18 protein-coding genes are annotated in these 23,933 nt (G+C 42.1%); 15 read left to right on the top strand and 3 right to left on the bottom strand.

The annotated features are described in order from the left end of the window. The first annotated feature begins 235 nt into the window (after nucleotides 1–235). Together B3C94_RS12705 and B3C94_RS12710 are read left to right on the top strand one after the other, a co-directional pair. Nucleotides 236–1,894, top strand: coding sequence for a glycoside hydrolase family 32 protein (locus B3C94_RS12705; protein WP_293904171.1), 1,659 nt, complete (start codon nucleotides 236–238; stop codon nucleotides 1,892–1,894). Between the two features lie 352 nt (nucleotides 1,895–2,246). Further along, complete coding sequence (locus B3C94_RS12710; RefSeq protein WP_293904173.1) at nucleotides 2,247–2,744, top strand: DinB family protein; 498 nt, start codon at nucleotides 2,247–2,249, stop codon at nucleotides 2,742–2,744. A gap of 19 nt (nucleotides 2,745–2,763) precedes the next feature. On the opposite strand, the gene B3C94_RS12715 is transcribed toward B3C94_RS12710, so the two are convergent. After that, nucleotides 2,764–3,132, bottom strand: a complete 369-nt coding sequence (locus B3C94_RS12715) for a winged helix-turn-helix transcriptional regulator (RefSeq protein WP_293904175.1) — start codon at nucleotides 3,130–3,132, stop codon at nucleotides 2,764–2,766. 154 nt (nucleotides 3,133–3,286) lie between these two features. Between B3C94_RS12715 and B3C94_RS12720 the strand changes: the two genes are divergently transcribed. Further along, nucleotides 3,287–3,817 (top strand): NAD(P)H-dependent oxidoreductase, encoded by a 531-nt coding sequence (locus tag B3C94_RS12720; RefSeq protein WP_293904177.1) that lies wholly within the window; start codon nucleotides 3,287–3,289, stop codon nucleotides 3,815–3,817. A gap of 79 nt (nucleotides 3,818–3,896) precedes the next feature. On the opposite strand, the gene B3C94_RS12725 is transcribed toward B3C94_RS12720, so the two are convergent. Then, a complete protein-coding gene (locus B3C94_RS12725; RefSeq protein WP_293904179.1) occupies nucleotides 3,897–4,652 on the bottom strand; it encodes an SDR family oxidoreductase in 756 nt (251 codons plus the stop codon). Between the two features lie 50 nt (nucleotides 4,653–4,702). Beyond that, complete coding sequence (locus B3C94_RS12730) at nucleotides 4,703–5,092, bottom strand: helix-turn-helix domain-containing protein (RefSeq protein ID WP_293904181.1); 390 nt, start codon at nucleotides 5,090–5,092, stop codon at nucleotides 4,703–4,705. A 330-nt stretch (nucleotides 5,093–5,422) separates the two neighbouring features. Between B3C94_RS12730 and B3C94_RS12735 the strand changes: the two genes are divergently transcribed. From B3C94_RS12735 to B3C94_RS12790, 12 genes are all read left to right on the top strand, one after another. Beyond that, nucleotides 5,423–6,103 (top strand): response regulator transcription factor, encoded by a 681-nt coding sequence (locus tag B3C94_RS12735; protein WP_293904183.1) that lies wholly within the window; start codon nucleotides 5,423–5,425, stop codon nucleotides 6,101–6,103. Between the two features lie 2 nt (nucleotides 6,104–6,105). Then, entirely contained in the window at nucleotides 6,106–7,452 is a 1,347-nt protein-coding gene (locus B3C94_RS12740) for a sensor histidine kinase (RefSeq protein ID WP_293904185.1), read from the top strand. A 90-nt stretch (nucleotides 7,453–7,542) separates the two neighbouring features. Continuing rightward, a complete protein-coding gene (locus B3C94_RS12745) occupies nucleotides 7,543–8,817 on the top strand; it encodes a TolC family protein (RefSeq protein ID WP_293904187.1) in 1,275 nt (424 codons plus the stop codon). Further along, nucleotides 8,814–9,920 (top strand): efflux RND transporter periplasmic adaptor subunit, encoded by a 1,107-nt coding sequence (locus tag B3C94_RS12750; protein ID WP_293904189.1) that lies wholly within the window; start codon nucleotides 8,814–8,816, stop codon nucleotides 9,918–9,920. Before B3C94_RS12745 ends, B3C94_RS12750 begins: the two co-directional genes overlap by 4 nt. 1 nt (nucleotide 9,921) lies before the next feature. Then, nucleotides 9,922–13,017: an efflux RND transporter permease subunit gene (locus B3C94_RS12755; RefSeq protein WP_293904191.1), complete on the top strand. Its 3,096-nt coding sequence runs from the start codon at nucleotides 9,922–9,924 to the stop codon at nucleotides 13,015–13,017. Between the two features lie 403 nt (nucleotides 13,018–13,420). After that, nucleotides 13,421–14,320 (top strand): dihydrodipicolinate synthase family protein, encoded by a 900-nt coding sequence (locus B3C94_RS12760; RefSeq protein WP_293904193.1) that lies wholly within the window; start codon nucleotides 13,421–13,423, stop codon nucleotides 14,318–14,320. A gap of 166 nt (nucleotides 14,321–14,486) precedes the next feature. After that, nucleotides 14,487–15,944 (top strand): aldehyde dehydrogenase (NADP(+)), encoded by a 1,458-nt coding sequence (locus B3C94_RS12765; RefSeq protein ID WP_293904195.1) that lies wholly within the window; start codon nucleotides 14,487–14,489, stop codon nucleotides 15,942–15,944. Nucleotides 15,945–15,979: 35 nt separating this feature from the next. Further along, on the top strand, nucleotides 15,980–16,978 hold the full coding sequence (locus tag B3C94_RS12770; RefSeq protein WP_293904197.1) for a 4-hydroxyproline epimerase: 999 nt from the start codon (nucleotides 15,980–15,982) through the stop codon (nucleotides 16,976–16,978). A 42-nt stretch (nucleotides 16,979–17,020) separates the two neighbouring features. Then, nucleotides 17,021–18,283 (top strand): NAD(P)/FAD-dependent oxidoreductase, encoded by a 1,263-nt coding sequence (locus B3C94_RS12775; RefSeq protein WP_293904199.1) that lies wholly within the window; start codon nucleotides 17,021–17,023, stop codon nucleotides 18,281–18,283. A gap of 31 nt (nucleotides 18,284–18,314) precedes the next feature. Next, entirely contained in the window at nucleotides 18,315–20,087 is a 1,773-nt protein-coding gene (locus tag B3C94_RS12780) for a DUF885 family protein (protein ID WP_293904201.1), read from the top strand. Between the two features lie 6 nt (nucleotides 20,088–20,093). Next, complete coding sequence (locus B3C94_RS12785) at nucleotides 20,094–21,518, top strand: APC family permease (RefSeq protein ID WP_349679142.1); 1,425 nt, start codon at nucleotides 20,094–20,096, stop codon at nucleotides 21,516–21,518. Further along, nucleotides 21,505–23,736, top strand: coding sequence for a S9 family peptidase (locus tag B3C94_RS12790; protein WP_293904205.1), 2,232 nt, complete (start codon nucleotides 21,505–21,507; stop codon nucleotides 23,734–23,736). Before B3C94_RS12785 ends, B3C94_RS12790 begins: the two co-directional genes overlap by 14 nt. Nucleotides 23,737–23,933: the final 197 nt, after the last annotated feature.

The following is a 23,933-nucleotide window of genomic DNA, read 5'->3' on the forward strand; positions in this document are numbered from 1 at the left end:
AACAAGAAGGGCAATGTGACACATTGCCCTTTTTATGTTTGAAATGAAAAGTTTTTCCTGAAATATTCGATTTGCAGGCTCAAAATATATAAAGGAGCCGGAAAGTTGGAAAAGTAGGATAATATCAAGCAGATTGAGACAAATAGGCACTATTTTGATCAGTCCTGGTAGAAAGCAATTGTCAGTCCTTAGCTATATTTGTTGTGAAGCAATTCCATTCATAAACCTTTATGTCATGTATAAAGTCTCCTTGCTCCTTATTGGAGCTATAGCATTCGCCCTAAACGCCAATGGTCAGGACTCATCGTCCCAGGTTTTTCAGGCCACCCACCGGTATCTTAAAATTCCGATTAAAAATGGTGCCCCAAAACGTAATATCGAATTATGGTCGGGAAAGGATAAAATAAGATGGTTCGATGCAGAACTTGCTGACAGTGTATTCGACTGGATTGCGTATCTTGATATTGAGAAATGGAAAGGACAGCAGCTTAAAGTAATCACAAATGCCGCGGACAAAGAAATCCGTCTGTTCAATCCGCTTATCCAGAGTGATACGGATGATAACACGAATGTCTATGTCGAAGCGGGGCGGGGCCAATTTCATTTTTCGGCCAAACGTGGCTGGCTGAATGATCCTAATGGTCTGGTCTTTTTTAACGGACAATATCATCTATTTTTTCAACATAATCCCTATGGTACCAACTGGGGGAATATGCATTGGGGGCACGCGGTCTCGTCCGATCTGGTGCATTGGAAAGAAATCGGAGAAGCATTATATCCTGATGAATCGGGCGTCATGTTTAGCGGCGGAGCTGTGGTGGATAGTAGCAATACCACAAAACCTATGATCCTATTTTATACGGCTGCAGAGAAATCCTGGGGACAGGGCTTGGCATATAGCTTGGACGGTCAGAAATTTGAGAAAATGCCACAGCACATCTTAGCTAAAATAACAACAGGTAACCGAGACCCTAAGGTCATTTGGCATGCTGGAACACAGCATTGGGTCCTTGTGCTGTATGTAGAAGATGGGCATGAGCAACATACCATGCAATTGTTTACGTCAAAGGATATGAAAGAATGGACATTTGCCAGTAAAATAAAGGGCGGGAGAGGGAATGATCGCTATTTATTTGAATGCCCAGAGTTCTTTGAACTCGCGGTAGATGGTAATCCGAAAAATAAGAAATGGGTCTTAACAGGTGCCAATAGTCAATACGCAATCGGAAATTTCGACGGAAAATCATTTCACCCGGAAATTGAACGTCTGTTTAGTCAATATGGACGCGACTACTATGCCGCACAAACTTTTAGCAATGAACCAAAAGGGCGCCGGATTGAAATTGGCTGGTGGCGTACGCATACAAATCAAGGGGGCTCGGCTTTTAATCAATCGATGAGTATTCCGATGGAGCTTAAACTAAGAACAACAGAAAAAGGTGTTCGTCTTTTTCGGGAGCCTGTCGTAGAACTACAAAAATTGAGAAAAGAAAAACATAGTATTCGCGGAAAGAAGGTAAATGCCAGTCTTCCCAATGTGTTACAGGATTTCAAAAATGAACTTGCAGAGGTCAATCTTGTCATTGATCCCCAAAGTGCCAAAAATATCCAGATCAATGTAAGAGGATTGGCCATGAACTATAATGTATTGACCGAAGAACTTGTTGTTGATAATGTCAGGGCTCAGGTACCGTTGCGAAATAAAAAATTAGCATTTAGGTTGTTTGTCGATCGGACAGGCATAGAGCTGTTTGCCCAGGATGGAGAAGTTTATATGCCGATAAATTATAATTTCGACCGGAATAATCTAAATTATGAGCTTACCGCTTATCAGGGTGAAGCTTTATTGGAATCTGCAGATCTATACACACTTAAAAATATATGGTCCAAATAGCATTTTTTCAATATGCACAGCACACCTATGGTATTCCTTGTTCGCTGAGTTGCACATGCTGAAGAAAGTCTATATTGCTTTTGAGTGTATCATGTGGGAGGGTAAAAAAAAAGGTTTTCAAACGGGGAGAATGAAAACCTTAAATAACCAATTATAAACCTAAATTATGATGATACAAATATAAGTGTATTTACTACACTATGCAAATTTATTTTAAAATAATTTGATGTTCTTTAAACAAATTAAAAGAAGTCATTATTTTTACTTTATCAAAGCTTGTCTTTACTTGCACATTTTGCTAGGTAAACATAGCAGCGGATAAATAGTAGAAAATAAGAGATTATATATAGCTATGGAAAATTTAGAAGTGTGGATGCGCGGGCCCATTGCAGGAATTCCCGATCTGTTGCAGCCTGTTGCACATACACTTTTGCAGGTTGCAGAGGATGTTTCAACCTATACTGACCAACTGTCTCCACAACAGCTTTGGACAAAACCCTGTGGGAATGCCAGTATAGGTTTTCACTTACAGCATATCAGTGGGGTGATTGATCGCATGTTTACTTATGCTGAAAACAAGCCGTTAACGGACGAACAATTTGATTACCTCCATAGAGAAGGCAAAGAAAATGTCGATATTAGTCCTGCATCTCTTGTCGAAAACTTACATGAACAGATCAAACAATCTTTGCAAAAATTAACTTTAATCGATCCGGATACGTTGGCCGAGCAACGTTTTTTGGGAAGAAAGCGCATTCCTACCACATTGATTGGCCTGTTGTTTCATGCTGCCGAACATGCACAGCGTCATGTGGGGCAATTGCTGGTGACGGCACGTTGCCTCCAATAAAAATGATGCTATATTAAATCTATTTATTGAATTCTGGAGCTTGCTTTAACTTTTCTCCCCATTTTCCCAGTTCCTCGATGATCGGTTTGAGCTGATAACCAAGCTCGGTTAGTTCATACATAACACGTGCCGGCACTTCCGCATATACTGTACGTTTTACAACTGCACTATCTTCCAGTTTCCGCAGCTGTAAGGTCAGCATGCGTTCGGTAATATCGGGTAAACATTTTCTGATCTCCGTATAGCGTAAACTTCCATTGATGAGATAGCAACATATTGCTAAGGCCCATTGACCGCCAATTACATTGGCTGCAAAAACTTCAGGACAGTCATTTTCAAGTTTCCTTTTATTCGAAAAATTAGTAGAACTCGCTTTAATTTTAGTCATACGCACATTTTTTATAGTACCTAACATTGGGTTGCCGATGAGCCAAAATAGTAATTATGTCGCTATTTTTAAATCACAGTCATGTCCTTTATTAAAACTGCCTGCATGAAATGGCTAGACGTGGTGGCTTGTGCATATATACATAAATAAAAAAATGAAAACATTAATAGTCGTTATTCATCCCAATTTTGAAGCATCCCAAATGAATAAAAGATGGGTCCATGAATTAAAGAAACAACCGGATCTTTATGAGGTCCATGATTTACATCAGTTGTATCCTGATGGTAAAATTGATAGTGTAGCAGAACAGCAGCTGATGGAAAAATATGACAAAATTGTATTTCAATTCCCTTTTTACTGGTTTAACTGTCCGCCATTTTTTAAGCAATGGCTGGATGAAGTGCTTACTTATGGATGGGCTTATGGTAAGAAGAGTGGTTACAGACTGGCAGGAAAGAAAATTGCGTTGGCAATCTCTGCAGGTATCGATGAACGGGAATATGGGGCTTCGGGAAAGTATAAATACCCTATGGAACAATTAACAAGTCCGTTTGAAATTACTTTTGACTATGTTAAAGCGGATTATCAAAAGCCTTTTGTCTTTTATGGAATAGAAAATGATTCAAGCCCCGAATGGATAGAACAGGGCGTTACGGACTACCTTCGCTTTTTGGAGCAATTTTAATTATCAATAAGCAGGCTGGTTTATTTTTCGATGGAAGAAATGAGAAAGCACCCTTTTAGGATGCTTTCTCTTGGTCGTTCTACCGTGTTGTATAGCCGCCATTGGCGAAAATCGTTTGGCCGGTTATCCACCAGCCATCGGTGACAAGGAACTCAACAAGAGGCGCAATGTCTTTTATATCCGTTAGCCCACCCAATGCTGAAGCAGATTTGTGGTAGGCTACGGCATCCGCACTTTCCTGTCCGTAGAAAAATGGCGTATCCATTGGGCCTGGAGCTACAGCTGTAACCGAAATACCTCGCTCACCGAATTCTTTTGATGCCGCTCTCGTAAAATGTTCTACAGGGGCTTTCAGTCCCTCATAAGTCGAGTAAAGTCCGGTATAGGCTGCCAATAACGAGGTAACAATGGTGCAGATCTTGCCATTTACATTCAGTTTTTTCCCTGCCTCCTGAATAAAGAAATAGGCAACTTTTGAATTGATATCGCTCATGCTATCGTATTCTTCGACTGTGGTGTCCACAATTGGCTTTTTTAATACTTTACCAACGGTGTTAATAGCGATATCCACGCCTCCGAATCGGTCGATGGCTGCATCAAAAAGTTTCGTGATATGCTCAATTTTGGTTAGGTCCGCTTGGACTAGTAATGCTTCTGTACCTAGGGCTTCTACGGCCGCTAATGTTTTCTCCGCATCTTTTTTGGTGTTTTCACTGTTATAATGGATCACCAGTTTTGCCCCTTTAGCCGCAAAATCCCGGCTTAATAATCCGCCCAGATTTTTTGCACCACCAGCAATAAGGACAACTTTTCCTTTTACATCATTTCTTGCCATAATAATTTAAATTTTGATTATAGCAAATTTCATAAATGTTAAGGGCTCTGTTATGGTGAACTTTTCGCTTTTTGCAATTGACGAAATTGTGAAGGGGACATGCCTTCATATTTTTTAAAAAATTTGGTGAAGTTGGATGGGTCGTAGGTCAGCCTTTGCGCGATCTCCGAAATGGTCAACTCGCTATTGGTGAGCAGGCTCTTCGTACAGGTCAATATTTTTTGTACATAAAAATGACAGGGGTGATTTCCCGACGTTTCCTGTATTATCTTAATAAGATGCTTTGGTGAGACACAAAGTATGTTTGCAATATCCTGAAGCTCCAGCATTTCTATGCTGACTCCGCTGATCAATTCTGCGAGATGACGATCCAGGAACTCAAAATATTGAATCGTAATTTCTTCACTTCTTTTCCTATTGGCAGGCATTGCTGTATTCATCTTAATCCTTTTCGAATGGTTAGGTTAAATATAAGCAATTTAGACTACACGCAATATTTTATGCCAAATTGATTAATGTTGATTAGAGGTATCCACATCGTTGATCGGCTTGTTGTCTCATGTTGCAGAATATGTACAGCGTTATGTAGGCAAATTGCTAGTGACAGTATGGTGTATTGTGCTGTCTCCATAAAAATTATATTGGAGAATTTACACTGAGAACGTCGCTATGGATTAACGGACGATTAAATTGTAAATTCGTATACTTGTAAGATTCCAAGGGGAATTCATCATTTTTATAATCCCGCATAAAAATAAACAGCGTATTATATGCAGATACTGTTAGTAGAGGACGATCGCCGGATTAGCAGCTTTGTTGTGAAAGGTCTGGAAGAAATGGGGCATCAGGTCATTTTAGTTGAATCTGCGGAAGCAGCACGTGAATGGATCAATGCAGATTCTTTGGATATTATTGTACTCGATATCATGTTGCCCGGAATAGATGGTATTCAGTTTACGAAGATGATCAGGTATCGAAAAAATCATATTCCGATATTGATTCTAAGCGCTTTAGGAGAAATTGAAGATAAGGTCGAGGCCTTGGAAAGTGGTGCCGATGACTATCTCGTCAAGCCGTTTTCCTTTAAGGAATTGGTGAGCCGTATCAAAGCCCTGGTACGCCGTGACAATTATAAAAACGTAGCAAAGGACAGCAGTGTGGAAATTCGTGATTTAAAAGTAGATCTTGAGCGTTATGAAGTTCATAAGAATGGTAAAAATGTCGATCTCTCTCCCAAAGAATTTAAACTTTTCAAGTATCTGATCGAAAATCGGAATAAAACACTCTCACGGACCGCTATCCTGCAGGCCGTTTGGGGAATCGATTTTGATAACAACACCAATGTCGTCGATGTGTACGTTTCTTATCTGAGAGGGAAGGTTGATGAGGGAAGCGAAACCTCTATTATCAAAACGGTGAAAGGAGTCGGTTACATGCTTACAACGGACTGATTATGAATTTAAAGATTCGCCTTACACTCTTTTCCACGCTGGTATTCACTATCATTTTTGGGCTTGCAACGCTGGTCATCTACTGGATATTTTATAATTCTTCTGAACGGCATCTGATCAGTTCTCTCGAAAAAAATGCAAAGATAGCTGGCATTTATTACCTTGAGGCAGATGAACAAAGCCCACTAAAGCATCTGGAATCTAAAAATCAATACGAAAGCCTGGTCAAACGTGCCATGGTCGCCGTTTATAACGCCGATGGAAAAGTAAGTTATGGGGGTATGCGGTTTGATAGTCAAATCAATAAGGATTTGCTGCGCCAGTTGAAAACAGATAAAACGGTTTATTTTAAAACAGAAGACAGTTTTTATTTTGGGTTGTATTATCCAGATAATCAGGGCGATTTCTTTGTGTTTGTCAAAGAGTCGAGCGCAGACTTTGATCATCAGTTGAATCGTTTACTCATTACGCTTGTCTTTGTTTTTCTCGTGGCATTGATCAGTATCGCCTTATTGTCGGTTTGGCTGAGTAAATATGCTTATCTCCCCATTCGTAAAGTAATCCAGGAAATTCAGCATAAAGATTTAAGCACCATTCAGGAACCTCTGACGACTATAAAAACGAAGGACGAACTACAGGATCTTATTGAAAGTTACAATGCGCTCCTACGGCGGATCAGCGAAAATATGATTATTAGAAAGAACTTTGTCAGTTATGTTTCACACGAGTTCCGAACGCCTTTGGCGGGAATCCTAGGCTCCATGGAGGTCTTCGGTACGAAAGTTAGAAGTGAAGAAGAATACCAGGAATTGGCCGAAACCATTACTGAACATGTGAATTTTCTGAATCAGCTTATCGGCAATTTTCTATTGCTGACCGAAGATCAGCCCCTCAAGCGTTCCCTGGAAACCTTTCGCATAGATGAGATCGTTTGGGATCTTGTTCCTAAGTTCTCGAGGTCATTTGCCGTACCCTTAAAAGTCGATATACAGGTCGATGAACCGCGATACTTCAATTTTCGGGGCAATAAGATGCTCCTCAGCCTGTCTATCTCCAACCTAATCGAAAATGCACTTAAATATGCGAATGGAGAGGAGGTTGTTGTCCGGATGACTGCTGCAAATGACAGGCTGTCTTTGCAAATTATAGACCATGGTATTGGTATCCCACAGGCCGAACTGGAGTCTGTCAAACAGACTTTTTATCGGGGATCAAATGTCGGCAAAGTGAAGGGCAGCGGTATCGGTCTCTCTTTCGCACAGATTGTATGTAAGGATCAGGGAGTCGACTTTGATATCCGTTCAAATGACCTGGGTACAACGGTATCGTTATTATTCCCTAAATTCTAATCATTTTCTAATCCCTTCTAATCAAACTTTAATTTACTTTAAAGTTGCCTATAATGCTTGTCATTTAGTTTTGTGGAAATTCAAAATTAAGTGAGAAAACTACGACTTACATTATTTTTACTTCTTGGCCTGAATAGCAAGCTATTTTCGCAGGAGGCGGCCGAAAACCGTCTGCGAAAGTCAGAGATCGAACAGGTATTCCTCGCTCATAACCTGACCTTAATGGCGCAGCGTTTTCAAATGCAGCAGGCCGAAGCTGCCGTGCTTCAGGCAAAGCTATGGCCCAATCCAACAATTTCCATCTCCGAAGTCAATCTTTGGAAAAACCCTTCCAGCGAATCCTTCCCGGCACTGATCGGAAATTACGGTAAGTACCAGCAGGTGGCGATCGAACTGGAACAGACCATCGAAATGGCTGGTAAACGAAAAAAAAGGGTGCAATTGCAGCTCCTGGAAAAAGAGAATGCGCGGTTTCAATTTGAAGAATTGCTGCGGAACCTGAAATATGATCTCCGAAGCCAATGTCTCGAATTACAGATCCTACAGGAGAAAGAACGCTTATACGGCAATCAGGTCAACATCTTTCGGACATTAGCACAATCCTATCAAAATCAGTGGAAAGAAGGAAATGTAAGTGAGATGGACTACCTCAGGATTCAAAGCGAGTCTATCGCATTTGGAAACAAACTGAATGAAATCCAACAGGAAAAAATCACAAAAATGAATGAGGTTGCGCGCTATCTCGGTGACAAAGGTACCGCACTCACGATATCAGATACGATCGGCATACCGCATTTTCTCCCCGGAAAAAAACAGGAATGGAAAATGATGGCCCTCGATAATCGCAGCGATTATAAAATCATCCACAACGAATTGAAAAAAAGTGATGCTCAGCTGAAAATAGAAAAGGCCGAACGTATACCAGATTTGCAGGTCTCCATGAATTATGACCGCGGCGGAAATATTATGCGCGATTTTATAGGGCTGGGGGTTGCCATGGATCTCCCTTTGTTTAATCGAAACCAGGGGAATATCAAAATCGCTAAACTGGAGATGGAGAAAAATAAAGTGGAAATCGAGCAATTCCGTATCGACATCGAACGCGAGATCGACTTTCTTTCGGAACGGCTCAACAACCTTGAAACGAGTTTGAAGACAACGGATATGGGCTTTGACGATAAATTGGACGTAGCACTTGAGCGCTATGTGCGCAATTTCCAGCAGCGGAGACTGACCATCGTTGAATTTATAGATTTTATCAATAATTATATGGAAAATAAAGAATCAATATTGGAACGCAGAGCGAAATATCTTCAGTATAAGGAGGAACTGGTATACTTAATCGGAAAGGATATTGTCTCATGAAAAGTAATTTTTTAACGCCATTGACACTATTATCCATTTGTTTATTGTGGAGCTGTCAACCAACGAAAAATGAAGAGCAAGCGTTGCCGGCAACCAAAGGTTTTTGCCTTAGCGCAGATTTCAAAAACCAAATTAAAATTGATTCGATACAGAAGCGGACCGTATTTGAACAGATCGCATTAAACGGCGTTATCCAATACGATCAGGATGAACTTGCGGCGCTAAAGAGTCCGATACCCGGTATCGTACAGTCTGTTTCAGTTAAAATGGGCGATTATGTAGAAAAAGGACAGATTCTCGTATCGCTTAAAGGTACCTCCGTCAATGATTTAGGAAAAGAGCTGCGGGAACTGGAAAATAGCAAGCGGCTGACGGAGAGTAAATTACTTAGCCTGCGTAGCCTGCTGAAAGATGGTATGGCTTCACAGCGGGAACTGGAAGAGATGGAAAGTGAATTGAAAGCCGTGCAGATTGGAATCCGCCATGTCAAAGCGAACATGAGTTTGCTGAATGGCTCCTCAGAAAATGGTGTTTTTTACATCCGTGCACCCAAAGCGGGTTATATCGTGGATAAAAAGGTGAGCCCCGGCATGACTGTTGGCGATGACGCCGATTTGCTGTCGGTCAGTAAGTTGAATGAGGTATGGGTTTCGGTCAATATCTATGCAAATAATTTACCTTTTGTCAAAAACGGCGCTCCTGTCAAGATCACCACACTGGCTTATAAAGGTGAATCTTTTGACGGGTATATTGATCAGGTAGCCAACTTCTTTGATCCCGAAGAACGTGTGGTCAAAGCGCGCATAAAGCTGTTGAATAAGGACCTGAGGTTGAAGCCGGGCATGAGCGTGGATGTGTTGGTCGAAAAGGCCGTTTCGGGACAGGAAGAGCGCATGCTGGCAATTCCGAAAGATGCCATTATCCTCCATAACAATCAGAATTTCGTTGTACGCTACAAAGACGACTGCGACCTGTCGGTTAAAGCTGTTGATATTGTTGCTGAGAATGAAACATATGCTTTTGTCAAATCTGGTGTGGCTGAGGGAGATCAGGTGCTGACCGAAAATGAGCTGATCGTATTTGATGAACTGATAAATAGATAGGATGAAGAAAGTTGTACAAAATATTGTTTCATTCTCATTGAAACATTCCTTGGTTGTCCTGTTTTTTACACTGGCATTATTATTCGGAGGGATTTATGCTTACCTGCATACGCCGATTGAGGCTTTTCCCGATGTGACCAATACACGGGTCAGGATTATTACGCAGTGGCCCGGGCGTAGTGCTGAAGAAATAGAAAAGTTCGTTACACTGCCTGTTACCAAAGAAATGAACACCATTCCAAAGAAAACGGACGTTCGCTCGATCTCCTTGTTTGGCTTATCCGTTGTTACGATTCAATTTGAGGATGGGGTCACAGATTTCTATGCACAGCAATATGCAGGTAATAAGATGCGCTCAATTGAGCTGCCGGAAGGTGCTGAAAGCTCCATCGAACCACCATCTGGTGCTACCGGAGAAATTTTTCGCTATGTGGTAAAGAGTAATCTTCCGATTAAGGAAGTCTCTGCCATTCAGGATTGGGTGATCGAAAGGGAACTTGTCGGTGTGCCCGGCGTGGCCGATGTCGTCAGCTTTGGAGGTGAAGAAAAGATCTATGAAATAAAAATCAATCCAACAGAGTTGGCCAATTATAACCTGTCCCCATTGGATGTCTATGAAGCCGTGTCACGTTCGAATATCAATGTCGGCGGCGATGTGATCCAGAAAGGAAATCAGGCTTATGTTGTGCGTGGAGTAGGCCTATTGGATAAGATCGAGGATATCGGTAATATTTTGATCAAGGTGGTCGGCAATACACCGATTTTAGTCAAGCATGTAGCCGAAATCGAACTAGGGGCAAAACCACGGCTTGGGCAGGTGGGACTCAACCAGGAAGATGACCTTGTCCAGGGAATTGTCATTATGCTCAGAGGAGAAAATCCTTCTGCTGTGGTCACCAAGCTGAAAGCAAAAATTGAAGAGCTAAACCAACGTATTTTACCCGCGAATGTTAAGATCGAACCCGTTATAGACCGTACGAAGTTGGTGAACAATACCGTACATACGGTTTCAAAAAACCTGATAGAAGGTGTTATACTGGTTTCGATTATCGTCTTTATCTTCCTGAACAACTGGAAGACAACCTTTATCGTGGCATCCGTGATTCCATTGGCATTCCTATTTGCGATTATTTTATTGAAAATACAAGGATTGCCGGCCAATCTGATATCCATGGGGGCATTGGACTTTGGACTCTTGCTCGAAGGAACGTTGGTGATTGTGGAGACTGTTTTTGTCTCGTTGGAAAAAGAGGCTCATCGGCTCGGGACGGAACGCTTTAATAAAATCTCCAAACTAGGAATCATTAAGAAAAGTGCTGGCTCTGTAGCGGGGTATATCTTTTTTGCACTATTGATTTTAATTGTCGCACTGACCCCTATTTTCTCTTTTCAAAAGGTGGAAGGAAAAATGTTCTCACCATTGGCCTTTACGCTCGGTTACGCCTTATTGGGATCCTTGATCCTAAGTTTGACCTATGTGCCCGCCATGTGTAAGTACCTATTGAAAAAGAATATCAAAGAAGATGAAAATAAGATCACCAAGATCAGCCGCAATGCTATTTTTAAAGGTTTTAGAAAAGCTTTCGACCATCCAAAATGGACATTGTCGATTTTTAGCGCTGTTTTGCTCATCTGTATTTTCCGGTTTAGCCATTATGGTTCAGAGTTTCTTCCGAAACTGAATGAAGGTGCAATTTATGTCCGCGCAACCTTACCCAATAGTGTCAATCTCGAAGAATCCGTGAAGTTGACCAAAACCATGAAAACAAAATTGATGAAGCAGTTTGACGAGATTGATTTTATCATGACGCAAACGGGCCGTCCCAATGATGGTACAGATCCAACAGGTTTTTTCAATATTGAATTCAATATTGAACTGAAACCCGAAGGCGAGTGGAAAAGAAAGCTGTCAAAAGAGAAATTGATTGGTCAGATGCGGGATAGCCTACAAACTTTTCCAGGAATAAATTTTGGTTTTAGCCAGCCGATCCAGGATAATGTAGAGGAGTATGTGGCCGGAGTGAAAAGTCCGTTGGTCATCAAAATTTTTGGTGAGAATTTACAGGATTTGGAAAATAAAGCCAATAAGTTTGCCGAATCACTTAAAAAGGTGAATGGGATAACGGATATCAATGTCTTCAAAAATATCGGTTTGCCTGAACTAAGGATTCAGCTGCATGATTCAAAAATGGCTAAATATGGTGTTTCGACCAAGGATGTGCAATCCGTGATCGAAATGACTATCGGAGGGCAATCTGTGACACATTTCTATGAAAACGAGCGTATCTTTGATGTACGTCTCCGCTTCCAAAAATCATATCGTGACAATCCTGAGAAGATCGGAAATATTATCATTCCGACGATGAATGATCAGAAAGTACCGCTGCGGGAAATCGCAACAATAGATTATCATACCGGTCCGGCATTTATTTATAGAGAAGGTAATTCCCGTTATATTGGTGTTGGCTTCAACATTGAAGGCCGGGATCTGGGAAGTACAATTGCCGATGCAAAAAAACAGATAGAAAAAGATGTTAGTCTGCCCAAATCCTATAAGGTCGTGTGGGCCGGAGAATTCGAAAGCAAGGAAAGGGCTACAAAGCAGCTGATGAATGTTGTGCCAATCTCTCTTATTTTGATTTTACTGCTGCTGTATGCCAATTTTGGCAACGTCAAAGATACGCTGATTTCTTCACTGACACTGGCATTTGCATTTATAGGTGGATTTGTATCCCTGTGGGTTACCGGGACGACATTTGGAATTTCTGCCGGTATCGGATTTATTATTCTCTTTGGCGTAGCCACGATCGATGGCATTGTTTTAATAGGGATAATGAAAGAAAATCTGTTGAGTAAAATGAGCTTGAAACCCGCTATTTATGAAGCTGTAAAAAGCCGGATCAGACCTATCCTCATGATTGCGTTAATGGGGGCAATGGGACTATTGCCGGCAGCACTTTCAAACGGAATGGGATCTGAAATCCAAAAACCCCTGGCTATTATGATTGTTGGCGGCCTCATTATTTGTATGATTCTATCGTTTTCAGTACTGCCAATTGTTTTTTACTTCTCTTATAAAAAAGAGAGCCGCGATTAGTTACCCATTTTTTAATTATTATATACGATACAAAGGTTGCCTGTCAAACAGTGCAGCCTTTGTTATTTTTAATATGCAGCTGTATTTTTCGTAAAAGCGATCAAAATTTTAAGCGAATAGCAATATATCTTTTACAAGCTATTTTTTGTAAATCTTGTTATAAATGTTGAACTTACATTTAAGTTGCTAAAATTCAATCTCGACTTTAAAAAACACGCATCTGAAGTTTTGCTGAAAGAGGTTATAAATCTGTATCTAAAATTAGAAAACCATTCTTCTGGTTTCTTATGAGTAGTATTTATTAGAAAAGGTCAATATTAGGTCAGTGTTGATTAATTCATGAGAAGATTGACCTCGCTATTCCAGATAGATTTGTGATAAAGAAATATTAAAATAATACGCTATGGCACAATTTAAATGGGAAGGAATTTATCCTGCAATGTTATCACCATTTGATGAAAATGGAAATTTGGATTTTGATATGTTTGGTAAAAACATTGAAGCACAATTGGATGGAGGTGTTCACGGTTTGATTATCGCTGGATCATTGGGTGAAGCAAGTGTTTTGAGTACAGAAGAAAAGTATGATTTATTGACATATGCGTTGAAACTAGTTGATGGACGTGTACCTGTGTTGCTAAATATTGCTGAAAATACAACCGCTGCTGCGATCAAAGTAGCTCAGACCAGTGAAGAATTGGGCGCAGATGGTTTGATGTTATTGCCGCCAATGCGTTATAGAGCCGATGATAGAGAAGCTGTCGCTTATTTTCGTGCTGTTGCACAAAGTACCAAACTACCAATTTTAATCTATAATAACCCTGTTGACTATAGTACTTATGTATCGTTGGATATGTTTGAGGAACTATTATTGGAACCAAATATTCAGGCGGTGAAAGAGTCTACACGCGATTTGACCAATATCACGCGTTTGAAAAATCGTTTTGGTGATCGATTAAAGATTATGGCTGGTGTAGATACCTTAGGCCTCGAGTCTTTGATGTTAGGGGCTGATGGTTTAGTTGCTGGACTGGTCGACGCATTTCCAAGAGAAACCGTCGCCATGTACGATCTTGTAAAAGCTGGCGAGTACAGCAAAGCTGTAGAAATATACCGTTGGTTTATGCCTTTATTGGAGCTGGATATTCATCCTAAATTGGTTCAATATATTAAATTGGCAGCGACCGCCGAAGGAATTTCAACACCCTATACACGTGCTCCAAGATTGCCATTGATCGGTGAGGAAGAACAACGTGTGAAAAAAATTATTGCAGATTCAATCGCAACTAGACCACAATTATAGAAATGCTTCTGAACTTTCTGGATGAAGGTTCAGAAGCATTTCTTTTTAGGACCGGGTAAAAATAGGCAATAAGGACCTTCTTATATTTAAAACCGCAAGGAATGAAGATATAGGGAAGGTTTTTATTGATTTTTGAAGATAGATACTTACAATAAAAACAAAAGGAATGGATAGAAACGAAAATGAGATTGATTACGTCGTAAAACAGGCGGAGGCTGGATTTCAGTTTCTTCAAAAAACTGATGTAGTTGAAAGAGCACAATTGATGCATGCTATTGCCGCTGAAATTGAAGCATTGGGAGACATCCTGATTGAAACGGCTCATCTGGAAACGGCTCTCCCGTTGGCAAGGCTGCAGGGTGAAAAAGCGAGAACTGTCAATCAATGGCGCCGATATGCCGATGCCGTGCAAACGGGTTTATACAGTGAAGCACGGATAGATCAGGATCCAAATGGCCAATTTGATTTACGGAAATACAACAAAGGACTTGGTCCGGTGGTCGTCTTTGGCGCGAGCAATTTTCCTTTCGCCTTTTCAACCGCAGGCGGAGATACAGCGAGTGCCATCGGTGCAGGCTGTTCCGTTATCGTAAAGGCTCATCCCGCACATCTGAAAACCTCGCAATTAATGGCCGACGCCATCGATCGGGCGATTTCAAAACAGGGAGCTCCAAGTGGCGTTTTTAATCATGTGGTGTCAGATTCATTTGCTGCTGGACAGCAGTTGGTCAGCCATACCCTCGTAAAAGCGGTCGCATTTACAGGTTCATTCCGTGGTGGCAAAGCTTTATTTGACCTGGGCCAGTCAAGACCTGATCCTATTCCAGTATTTGCCGAAATGGGAAGCGTAAATCCAGTTTTTCTTTTACCGGACTACTTAGCTAGCAATCTGGAACATTTTGCCAAGCAGTATATTGCGTCACTACTTTTAGGTGTTGGTCAATTTTGCACCAATCCGGGTGTTTTGGTAAGTGTCGGCGGCGAACAGCTGGATCGTCTTAAAGTGGCGTTGAAGAAAGAACTTCAAGTTGCCACGACCGGCAGAATGCTGCACGCAGGAATATTGGATGGCTATAACCGGTTAAAAGGAGAGATGGTTCAATACGATGGTGTTCGTATAGTGGAAGAAGGGCAGGATAATACGGCGCAAGATTTTGCGCAGGCCCTGCTTGCCGAAACTGACGCAAGCGGAGTTTTAGCTAATCCTAAGTTATTGGATGAAGTTTTTGGACCTTTTGGGCTAATTATATCTTGTGCCGACCTCAACGAAATGAAAACCATAATGGAGCAGCTCGAAGGGCAGATTACCATCACTTTTGCGGCATCGGCGCAGGATATCCGTGAATGCCCGGCGCTCTTTACAATAGCACAGGACAAATGCGGAAGGCTTTTGTTTCAGGGGATGCCAACCGGCGTTGAAGTACAGTATGCTATGCAGCATGGGGGGCCATATCCGGCAACCACAGATGCACGTTTTACCTCTGTAGGGCCTGATGCGGTAAAGCGTTTTATTCGCCCCATTAGTTTTCAAAATTGGCCAAATGAATTTTTGCCTAAAGAACTGCAGGATGGAAACCCATTACAAATTGACCGTTTGGTCAATCAACAATGGACTAAAGCATAATAGAAACAAGTGACCATATAAACAAGTGACCAGAAATGAAGAAGACTTTTTTTTGTATTGATTCGCATACCTGTGGTTGTCCCGTACGATTGGTGGCAGGAGGAGCCCCGTTACTACAAGGCAATTCCATGATGGAGCGCAGGTTGCATTTTATACGTGAGTACGATTGGATCCGTATGGGATTGATGTTTGAGCCAAGAGGGCACGACATGATGAGCGGCAGTATGCTTTATCCGCCCTTTGATCCACAAAATGATATTGGTGTCCTTTACATTGAAACCAGTGGCTGTCTGCCGATGTGTGGACATGGAACGATCGGTACCGTGACCATTGCCATCGAGGAGGGACTCGTTCAACCTAAAATTCCCGGAAAATTAAGGTTGGAAACTCCGGCAGGACTTGTACATATCGACTATGTTCAAGAGGGACCTAAGGTGAAAAGCGTAAAGCTTACCAACGTTAAGTCTTTTTTATATGCTGAAGCCCTAACGGTTGATTGCCCTGATCTGGGCAGCATCAGCGTCGATGTTGCTTATGGCGGAAACTTCTACGGCATTATTGACCCACAGACTAATTTTCAGGATATCAGTTCCTATTCAGCGAGCCAGCTTATTCACTATGGAAAAATAATCCGTCAGCTGCTGAACGAAAAATATTCTTTTGTTCATCCCGAAGATGCCAATATACATGGATTGACCCACATCCAATGGACAGGGAATCCTAAACTCCCCAATTCGTCGGGACGTAATGCGGTACTGGTTGGCGATAATGCCTTGGATCGTTCACCATGTGGTACCGGTACCTCAGCCCGTATGGCGCAGTGGTATGCGAAAGGGAAACTCAAGAAAGGGACCGAATTTATACATGAAAGTTATATCGGTTCACAATTTACCGGTAAAATTGAGGCTGAAACAACTGTGGATGGCAAACCGGCCATTGTCCCATCTATCGAAGGCTGGGCACGGGTAACGGGCTATAATACCATTTTCTTGGATGATGAAGATCCTTATTTTGGTGGTTTTCAGGTGATTTAATATAGTTGAGGTGATTTAATAAATTAATAAGATAAGAGCAACGTGAAAGAAAATAATAGAGGTACGGTCGTCGTCGTTGGAGCAGGAATTGCAGGACTTGCTTCTGCCTATTACTTGGTGAGAGACGGATGGGATGTGAAAATCCTGGAAAAAAACACCCTGGACAATAACTGTTCTTATGGCAATGCCGGCATGATTGTCCCCAGCCATTTTACGCCCTTGGCTGCCCCCGGTATCGTAGCCCAGGGGATAAAGTGGATGTTCAATAGTAAAAGCCCTTTTTATGTACGGCCTTCGCTAAATCCGCGAATGATCAATTGGGGACTGAAGTTTTTGAAACATGCCAATCGTACCCATGTGGAACAACATGCGGCTGCAATACGTGATTTGAATCTCTACAGCAGCAGATTATATGATGAACTGGCGCAGGAGGAAGAGTTTGATTTTGAACTGAAGCAGAATGGTATCCTGATGATGTATAAATCCAAGGAAATGCAGCATGAAGAAATTGAACTTGCCCATCGCGCAAAAGATCTTGGACTTGATGTCGATATTCTGGAGGGAAATGCCGTTCAGGAATTAGAACCCAATCTGAAACTGGATGTATTGGGTGCTATACTTTATCGCTGCGATGGAAAACTATATCCCCCCAAGTTAATGCGGCAATTAATTCACTATTTGAAAGCAGCCGGTGTAGTTTTTTTCGAAGAAACTGAAGTCCATAAATTTATAACAACCGGAAATAAGGTGAAAGAGGCGATCAGCAATAAAGGAAGTTTTCAGGCGGATGCATTTGTCTTGACTGGCGGTGCTTATTTACCCCAGCTGACTTCAAAGCTGCACGTAAATACACCACTTATGCCTGGAAAAGGATATTCTTTTATGTACCAGCCTGAGAAAGAGAACACATTGAATCATGCGGCATTATTACTGGAGGCTCGTGTTGCTGTAACCCCCATGAATGGCCAGATCAGATTCAGTGGTACGATGGAATTGGGACCTGCAAATGACCGGATTTATGAAAACCGTGTCCGTGGAATTGTAGAATCTATTCCTAAATATTATCCAGAACTGAAGGTCGATTACCCAAGCGAAAAAATATGGTATGGTTACAGACCCTGCTCGCCTGATGGATTGCCTTATCTGGGAAGATTGAAAAAATTTGATAATGTCCTGGTTGCCGGAGGGGGTGGCATGATGGGCTTGAGCCTAGGCCCTGCCTATGGAAAAGTTGTTGCAGATTTATTGGCAGGACAGAAAATAGAGGCTGAAATCGCTGGTTTTAGGCCGGATCGTTTCGACTGATAAAATTAGGATATAAACCAACACCCGAATTATGAATCGTTCTTTTTCTTTTAAAGCTCCCAAAACATTGTGTTATGGGCTGCTCTTTCTATTCCCTGTCTCCACACAAGCACAAAAGATGAAATTATACGACCATACAACCCCTATAGAACCTTATATTGTGCAATATGGGCATGATGTTGAGGCGATCAACTATTTTTATGGGCCTATGCCCAAAGGCTGGGGCAATCAGCAGGCTGCCGCATCGCCTGAACAGTTGGCACGTCTTCAGCGTTTGGATAACGAATATTTGAACAAGCTGGACAAGTTTCCTTACGGAGAACTCGAAATAGCTGGACAGGTAGATTTTATCTTGCTGAAGCGCAAACTAAAAAGTGATCTCCTTTCATTGAAAGAAGATGAGTCAAATTACAACCGCTTATCCCTGTATTTACCTTTCGCACAGCGAATATTTACACTTGAAAAGGAACGTCGTAGGGGCAAGCGTCTGGCAGGAGAAGATGTTGCGAAAGAGCTGACGCTGGTTGCCGGTGAAATCGACCGGTCAATAGCAGCTTTGCAGGAAAAGTCCAATATTCCTGATGCAGATGTGAACTTTCTTGTTGCCCTAGTAAATTCGTTGGACTTAAGGATCACAAGTACCTTCGATTTTTATAATGGATATGACCCAGAATTTACCTGGTGGGTACCCTCCATATTTCAACAGGTGAAAAGCAAGCTGTCTGATTACAAGGAGAAATTAGCCGCAAAAAGCGACCGGAAAGTTTTTGATGATGGTAGCCAGATCGCGGGTGTGCCAATTGGCGAAAAAGAGATAAACCGAAGGCTCAAGGCTGAAATGATCAGTTATACAGCTACCGACCTTTTAAAATTGGCTGATCAAGAGTTTAAATGGTGTGAGGCAGAGTTATTGAAAGCGAGCCGTGAAATGGGCTTCGGCGATGACTGGCGGGCAGCGCAGGAAAAGGTTAAAAACTCCTATGTACCCATTGGCGAACAGCCAGAGCTCATTATGAGATTGTATAATGATGCGCAGCAATTTATTGAACAAAATAAACTCATGGATATTCCTGAGCTGGCAGACGAGACTTGGGGCATGATCATGATGACACCAGAACGGCAGCGGGTCAACCCCTTTTTTACGGGAGGACGGGAAATTAGCATATCCTATCCGACAAACAGCATGGATCAGCAGGCAAAATTGATGAGTATGCGTGGTAATAATCCTTATTTTTCCCGTGGTACAGTCCAACATGAATTGATTCCAGGTCATCACCTGCAATATTTTATGAATAGGCGTTACAAGCCTTACCGCGAAGAGGCATTTAACACCCCCTTTTGGACGGAAGGATGGACATTGTACTGGGAATTGCTGCTGTATAGCAAGGGATTTGCAAAAACTCCAGAGGAGCGAATAGGAATGTTATTTTGGCGCATGCACCGCTGTGCGCGAATAACCTTTAGTATCAAATTTCATTTAGGCGAGTGGACGCCCCAACAATGCATCGATTATCTAGTAAACAGGGTGGGATTTGAGTCGGCTAATGCGCACGGTGAAGTGAAGAGATCGTTTGAAGGTTCTTATGATCCCTTATATCAGTTGGCCTATCTCGTAGGCGGCTTGCAATTGATGCGCATCAAAGAGGAGGTGGTCGATCAAGGGAAAATGTCATTTGCGGAATTCCATGACCGTGTGATCAAAGAAAATTATCTACCGATGGAAATGTTGAGAGCGATTATCAAAGGCGAGAAGTTAAAGCCCGATCACGAGACAAACTGGAAGTTTTATCATTTTAATAACTAAATGTTTATGAGTGAGTCGAAACAAACATTTCAAAAGTCTCTCGGGTTACTGGACGCCACTATGCTGGTGGTAGGAAGCATGATCGGTTCCGGTATTTTTATTGTATCTGCGGATATCGCACGTAACACGGGTTCTGCGGGCTGGATGATGGTCGTTTGGTTGATCTGTGGATTTATGACTTTAACAGCAGCATTGAGTTATGGTGAATTGAGTGCGATGTTTCCAAAGGCAGGAGGGCAGTACATCTACCTTCGGGAGGCTTATGGTCCGGTATTGAGTTTTGTATTTGGATGGACATTTTTTGCTGTAATACAAACAGCGACAATCGCCGCTGTCGGCGTTGCTTTTGCAAAATTTACAGCCTATCTCTTCCCTTTTATGGATGAAGATGTTTATTTGCTTGAATGGTCAGATTATCGGGTATCGGCTGCACAGATGCTGGCAATTGCCGTTATTATTGTATTGACCTATATTAATTCAAGGGGGGTGAATAGCGGAAAGCGCGTACAGACAACCATCACATTGATCAAGATTGGGAGTTTGCTGCTCTTATTGCTCTTCGGTTTCCTCGCGTTGAAACATGAAGTTTGGGCTTGGAACTGGGACAATATATCACTTTGGTCCATGCGCCGTTTAAATACGGATGGAACCTACACATCTTATGATGGGTTTTCAGCAATGGGTGCTTTTTCTGCGGCTATGGTCGGTGCCCTCTTTAGTAGCGATTCCTGGCACTCATCTTCCGCTGTAGCCGGCGAAATTAAGAATCCGCAACGTAATATCGGTTTGAGTCTTGCATTAGGGACTTTACTGGTTACTGTAATCTATCTGCTGACTAATTTGATGTACACCGGGATATTGCCTTTGGAAGCTATGGTCAACGCACCAAAAGATCGTGTAGCCATGAGTGTTGCTCAAGAGGTTTTTGGCCCTTTTGGAATTACTATTATCGCTATTATGATCATGATTAGCACCTTTGGCTGTAATAATGGGATTATTCTTGCAGGAGCGAGGGTGTATTATTCGATGGCCAAAGATGGTTTGTTTTTTAAAAGGGCGGGTAAGCTCAATGCGCATGCGGTACCTGCCTGGGCACTCTGGATACAATGTGTCGCTGCGTCAATATGGTGTTTAAGCGGAAAATATGGTGATTTATTGGACATGATTACCTGTGTGGTCGTTATATTTTATGTCCTCGCAATTGCCGGTATTATTAGGCTCCGTATCACGCGCCCGGATTTGAACAGGCCCTATAAAGCATTTGGATATCCTTTTCTTCCTGTCCTTTATATCCTGATGGGACTTGCCTTTATCGGCTTGATGGTTATTTTTAAGCCAAATTATACCTGGCCGGGCATTATCATCGCACTATTGGGTATCCCTATCTATTATTTAATCAATCCTAAACAAAGAAAACATGAAGTTTCTTAGTACAGCGGTTTTGTTGTTGTCTGCACAGTTTCTGTTTGGTCAAGGAACTTTGGCAGATTATACACGTGCACAAAACTTAAAAAAACAATTGACCAACAAAATTGAAAATCTACCGGGCCAGTTTTATTGGAATGATAAGGGGGATCTCTTTTGGTATGATCGAAATACGTTGCAGGGAAAAGAGTATATTCTGGTCAATCCCCAAGCAAAAACAAAAGAACAGCTTTTTGATCTGACGAAAGTGTTTTCGTTAGTGGATGAAAAACTGGGACGAAAAGTCGAAAATCGTGTTATTTCCAATGATCAGATAAAATTGGTGGACCAGGATCAGGTGTCGCTCGATATCGCGGGTTACCTGTGGATCTGGAACCGTCGTTCCTCGCAATTGAGCCAGGGTGCTGCAAGTGGAAGTAAAGATCGAAATACGCGCTATTGGGGGCAGCGTGAACGGGGAAATGCCTATAGGGAAGTTGAATCTCCAGATAAAATACATGTTGCTTTTATCCGAAATAACAATGTCTTCCTAGCAAAGAAGGGTAATTTAAATGAGGCGCGACAAATTACGTTTGATGGCAATCCAGCAAATTATTACAGTAACGATATTCAATGGGCACCGGATAGCCGGAAGCTGGCTACGGTAAAAACTCAAAAAATAGAGATCAGGCAGCTGACGCTTATCGAATCTTCCCCTAAAGATCAGCTGCAGCCTAAAATTCAGACACGCGATTACGTGAAGCCCGGAGATGAGCTGGCACAAAAACTACCCATCTTATATGATCTTGAAAAAGACCGCTTGTCAGTGTTTGATGCCGCGCTCATACCGAATCAATTTTACCTTTCGGATCTTTCCTGGCGCGATGACAGCAGAGCATTTACCTTCGAGTATAATAAACGGGGACATCAGGTCTATGGCGTCATGCAAATGGATGCGAATAGCGGTATGTCCAGTTATTTGATCCGAGAACAAAATAAGACTTTTATTGATTATAGCGGCAAGAAATATCGGGAGGATCTGGCCGATGGAAAGGAAATAGTGTGGACCTCCGAGCGTGATGGATGGAACCACCTGTATCTTTACGATGGAATTACCGGGAAAGTAAAGAACCAGATAACGAAAGGAAACTGGGTTGTTCGCAAAGTTGTGCATGTTGACGCTGACAAACGAACAGTTATTTTTGAAGGCAGCGGAATGAATGCCGCAGAAGATCCCTATTTGGTCCACTATTATGCGATCGGTTTAGACGGAAAGGGCTTAAAACTGCTGACCGAAGAAAATGCAAATCATCAAGCTTTTTTCAATAAAGACTATTCGCAGTTTGTGGATACCTATTCCCGGGTCGATCAGCCGCCAATTTCAGTATTGCGCGACAACAATGGTCGTCTTATCATGGAACTGGAGAAAACAAACAGTAATCTACTAGAAACGGTAGGCTGGCGTGCTCCGGAAGTCTTTAAAGCCAAGGGACGTGATGGCGCAACGGATATCTGGGGTATTATTATTCGACCGACGAATTTTGATCCAGCTAAAAGTTATCCTGTCATCGAATATATTTACGCGGGACCGCATAGCTCTTTCGTGCCCAAATCATTCTACAGCAACCCGAGCGGGATGTATGAATTAGCAGAATTGGGCTTTATCGTGGTACAGATCGATGGAATGGGGACCTCAAATCGTTCAAAGGCTTTTCATGATGTCTGTTGGAAAAATCTGAAAGATGCGGGTTTCCCCGATCGGATAGCCTGGATGCAGGCTGCTTCAAAGCAATACAAATACATGGATATCGGTAGGGTAGGGATCTATGGTACGTCGGCTGGCGGTCAAAGCTCGACGGGAGCGCTGCTATTCCATCCGGAGTTTTACAAAGTTGGCGTTTCCTCCTGTGGCTGTCACGATAACCGAATGGATAAAATATGGTGGAACGAGCAATGGATGGGCTGGCCTGTAGGTCCTGAATATGCGGCTAGCTCTAATATTGAAAATGCCGCTAAACTGGAAGGAAATCTTTTATTGATTGTTGGGGAACTTGATGATAATGTGGATCCTTCATCTACTTTTCAATTGGTTGATGCCTTGATCAAAGCACGTAAGAATCATGATTTTATCATGGTTCCTGGTATGGGGCATTCTTCCGGAGGAGATTATGGTGAGCGAAAAAGAAAAGATTATTTTGTAAAACATCTTCTTGGTGTAGATCCGCCAGCCTGGAATCAATATTGATCTTTTCATCAGGACAATGATCGTGTAATATAGGCCAATCCCTTATTTTATCTGAAAGTGTCAGCTCTTATCGGCGGGGAAAGAACCTTCAGTTTGCTTTCATTGCTGTTCGTGTATGCGAAGTCATAAGGCTTTTATTCCAATTGGGAATACAGATGAAGCGATAAGAGTGGTTCAATACATACAGCGCCCCGGAA

The organism is Sphingobacterium sp. UBA5670 (assembly GCF_002420705.1).
Lineage (GTDB): Bacteria > Bacteroidota > Bacteroidia > Sphingobacteriales > Sphingobacteriaceae > Sphingobacterium.

Bases quoted from the DNA above. Each gene is read 5' to 3' on its own strand.
- B3C94_RS12790 (WP_293904205.1), top strand. From the start codon at position 21,505: ATGAAGTTTCTTAGTACAGCGGTTTTGTTGTTGTCTGCACAGTTTCTG.
- B3C94_RS12760 (WP_293904193.1), top strand. From the start codon at position 13,421: ATGGCACAATTTAAATGGGAAGGAATTTATCCTGCAATGTTATCACCA.
- B3C94_RS12720 (WP_293904177.1), top strand. From the start codon at position 3,287: ATGAAAACATTAATAGTCGTTATTCATCCCAATTTTGAAGCATCCCAA.
- B3C94_RS12785 (WP_349679142.1), top strand. From the start codon at position 20,094: ATGAGTGAGTCGAAACAAACATTTCAAAAGTCTCTCGGGTTACTGGAC.
- B3C94_RS12740 (WP_293904185.1), top strand. From the start codon at position 6,106: ATGAATTTAAAGATTCGCCTTACACTCTTTTCCACGCTGGTATTCACT.
- B3C94_RS12730 (WP_293904181.1), bottom strand. From the start codon at position 5,092: ATGAATACAGCAATGCCTGCCAATAGGAAAAGAAGTGAAGAAATTACG.
- B3C94_RS12705 (WP_293904171.1), top strand. From the start codon at position 236: ATGTATAAAGTCTCCTTGCTCCTTATTGGAGCTATAGCATTCGCCCTA.
- B3C94_RS12710 (WP_293904173.1), top strand. From the start codon at position 2,247: ATGGAAAATTTAGAAGTGTGGATGCGCGGGCCCATTGCAGGAATTCCC.
- B3C94_RS12780 (WP_293904201.1), top strand. From the start codon at position 18,315: ATGAATCGTTCTTTTTCTTTTAAAGCTCCCAAAACATTGTGTTATGGG.
- B3C94_RS12755 (WP_293904191.1), top strand. From the start codon at position 9,922: ATGAAGAAAGTTGTACAAAATATTGTTTCATTCTCATTGAAACATTCC.
- B3C94_RS12725 (WP_293904179.1), bottom strand. From the start codon at position 4,652: ATGGCAAGAAATGATGTAAAAGGAAAAGTTGTCCTTATTGCTGGTGGT.
- B3C94_RS12765 (WP_293904195.1), top strand. From the start codon at position 14,487: ATGGATAGAAACGAAAATGAGATTGATTACGTCGTAAAACAGGCGGAG.
- B3C94_RS12750 (WP_293904189.1), top strand. From the start codon at position 8,814: ATGAAAAGTAATTTTTTAACGCCATTGACACTATTATCCATTTGTTTA.
- B3C94_RS12770 (WP_293904197.1), top strand. From the start codon at position 15,980: ATGAAGAAGACTTTTTTTTGTATTGATTCGCATACCTGTGGTTGTCCC.
- B3C94_RS12735 (WP_293904183.1), top strand. From the start codon at position 5,423: ATGCAGATACTGTTAGTAGAGGACGATCGCCGGATTAGCAGCTTTGTT.
- B3C94_RS12715 (WP_293904175.1), bottom strand. From the start codon at position 3,132: ATGACTAAAATTAAAGCGAGTTCTACTAATTTTTCGAATAAAAGGAAA.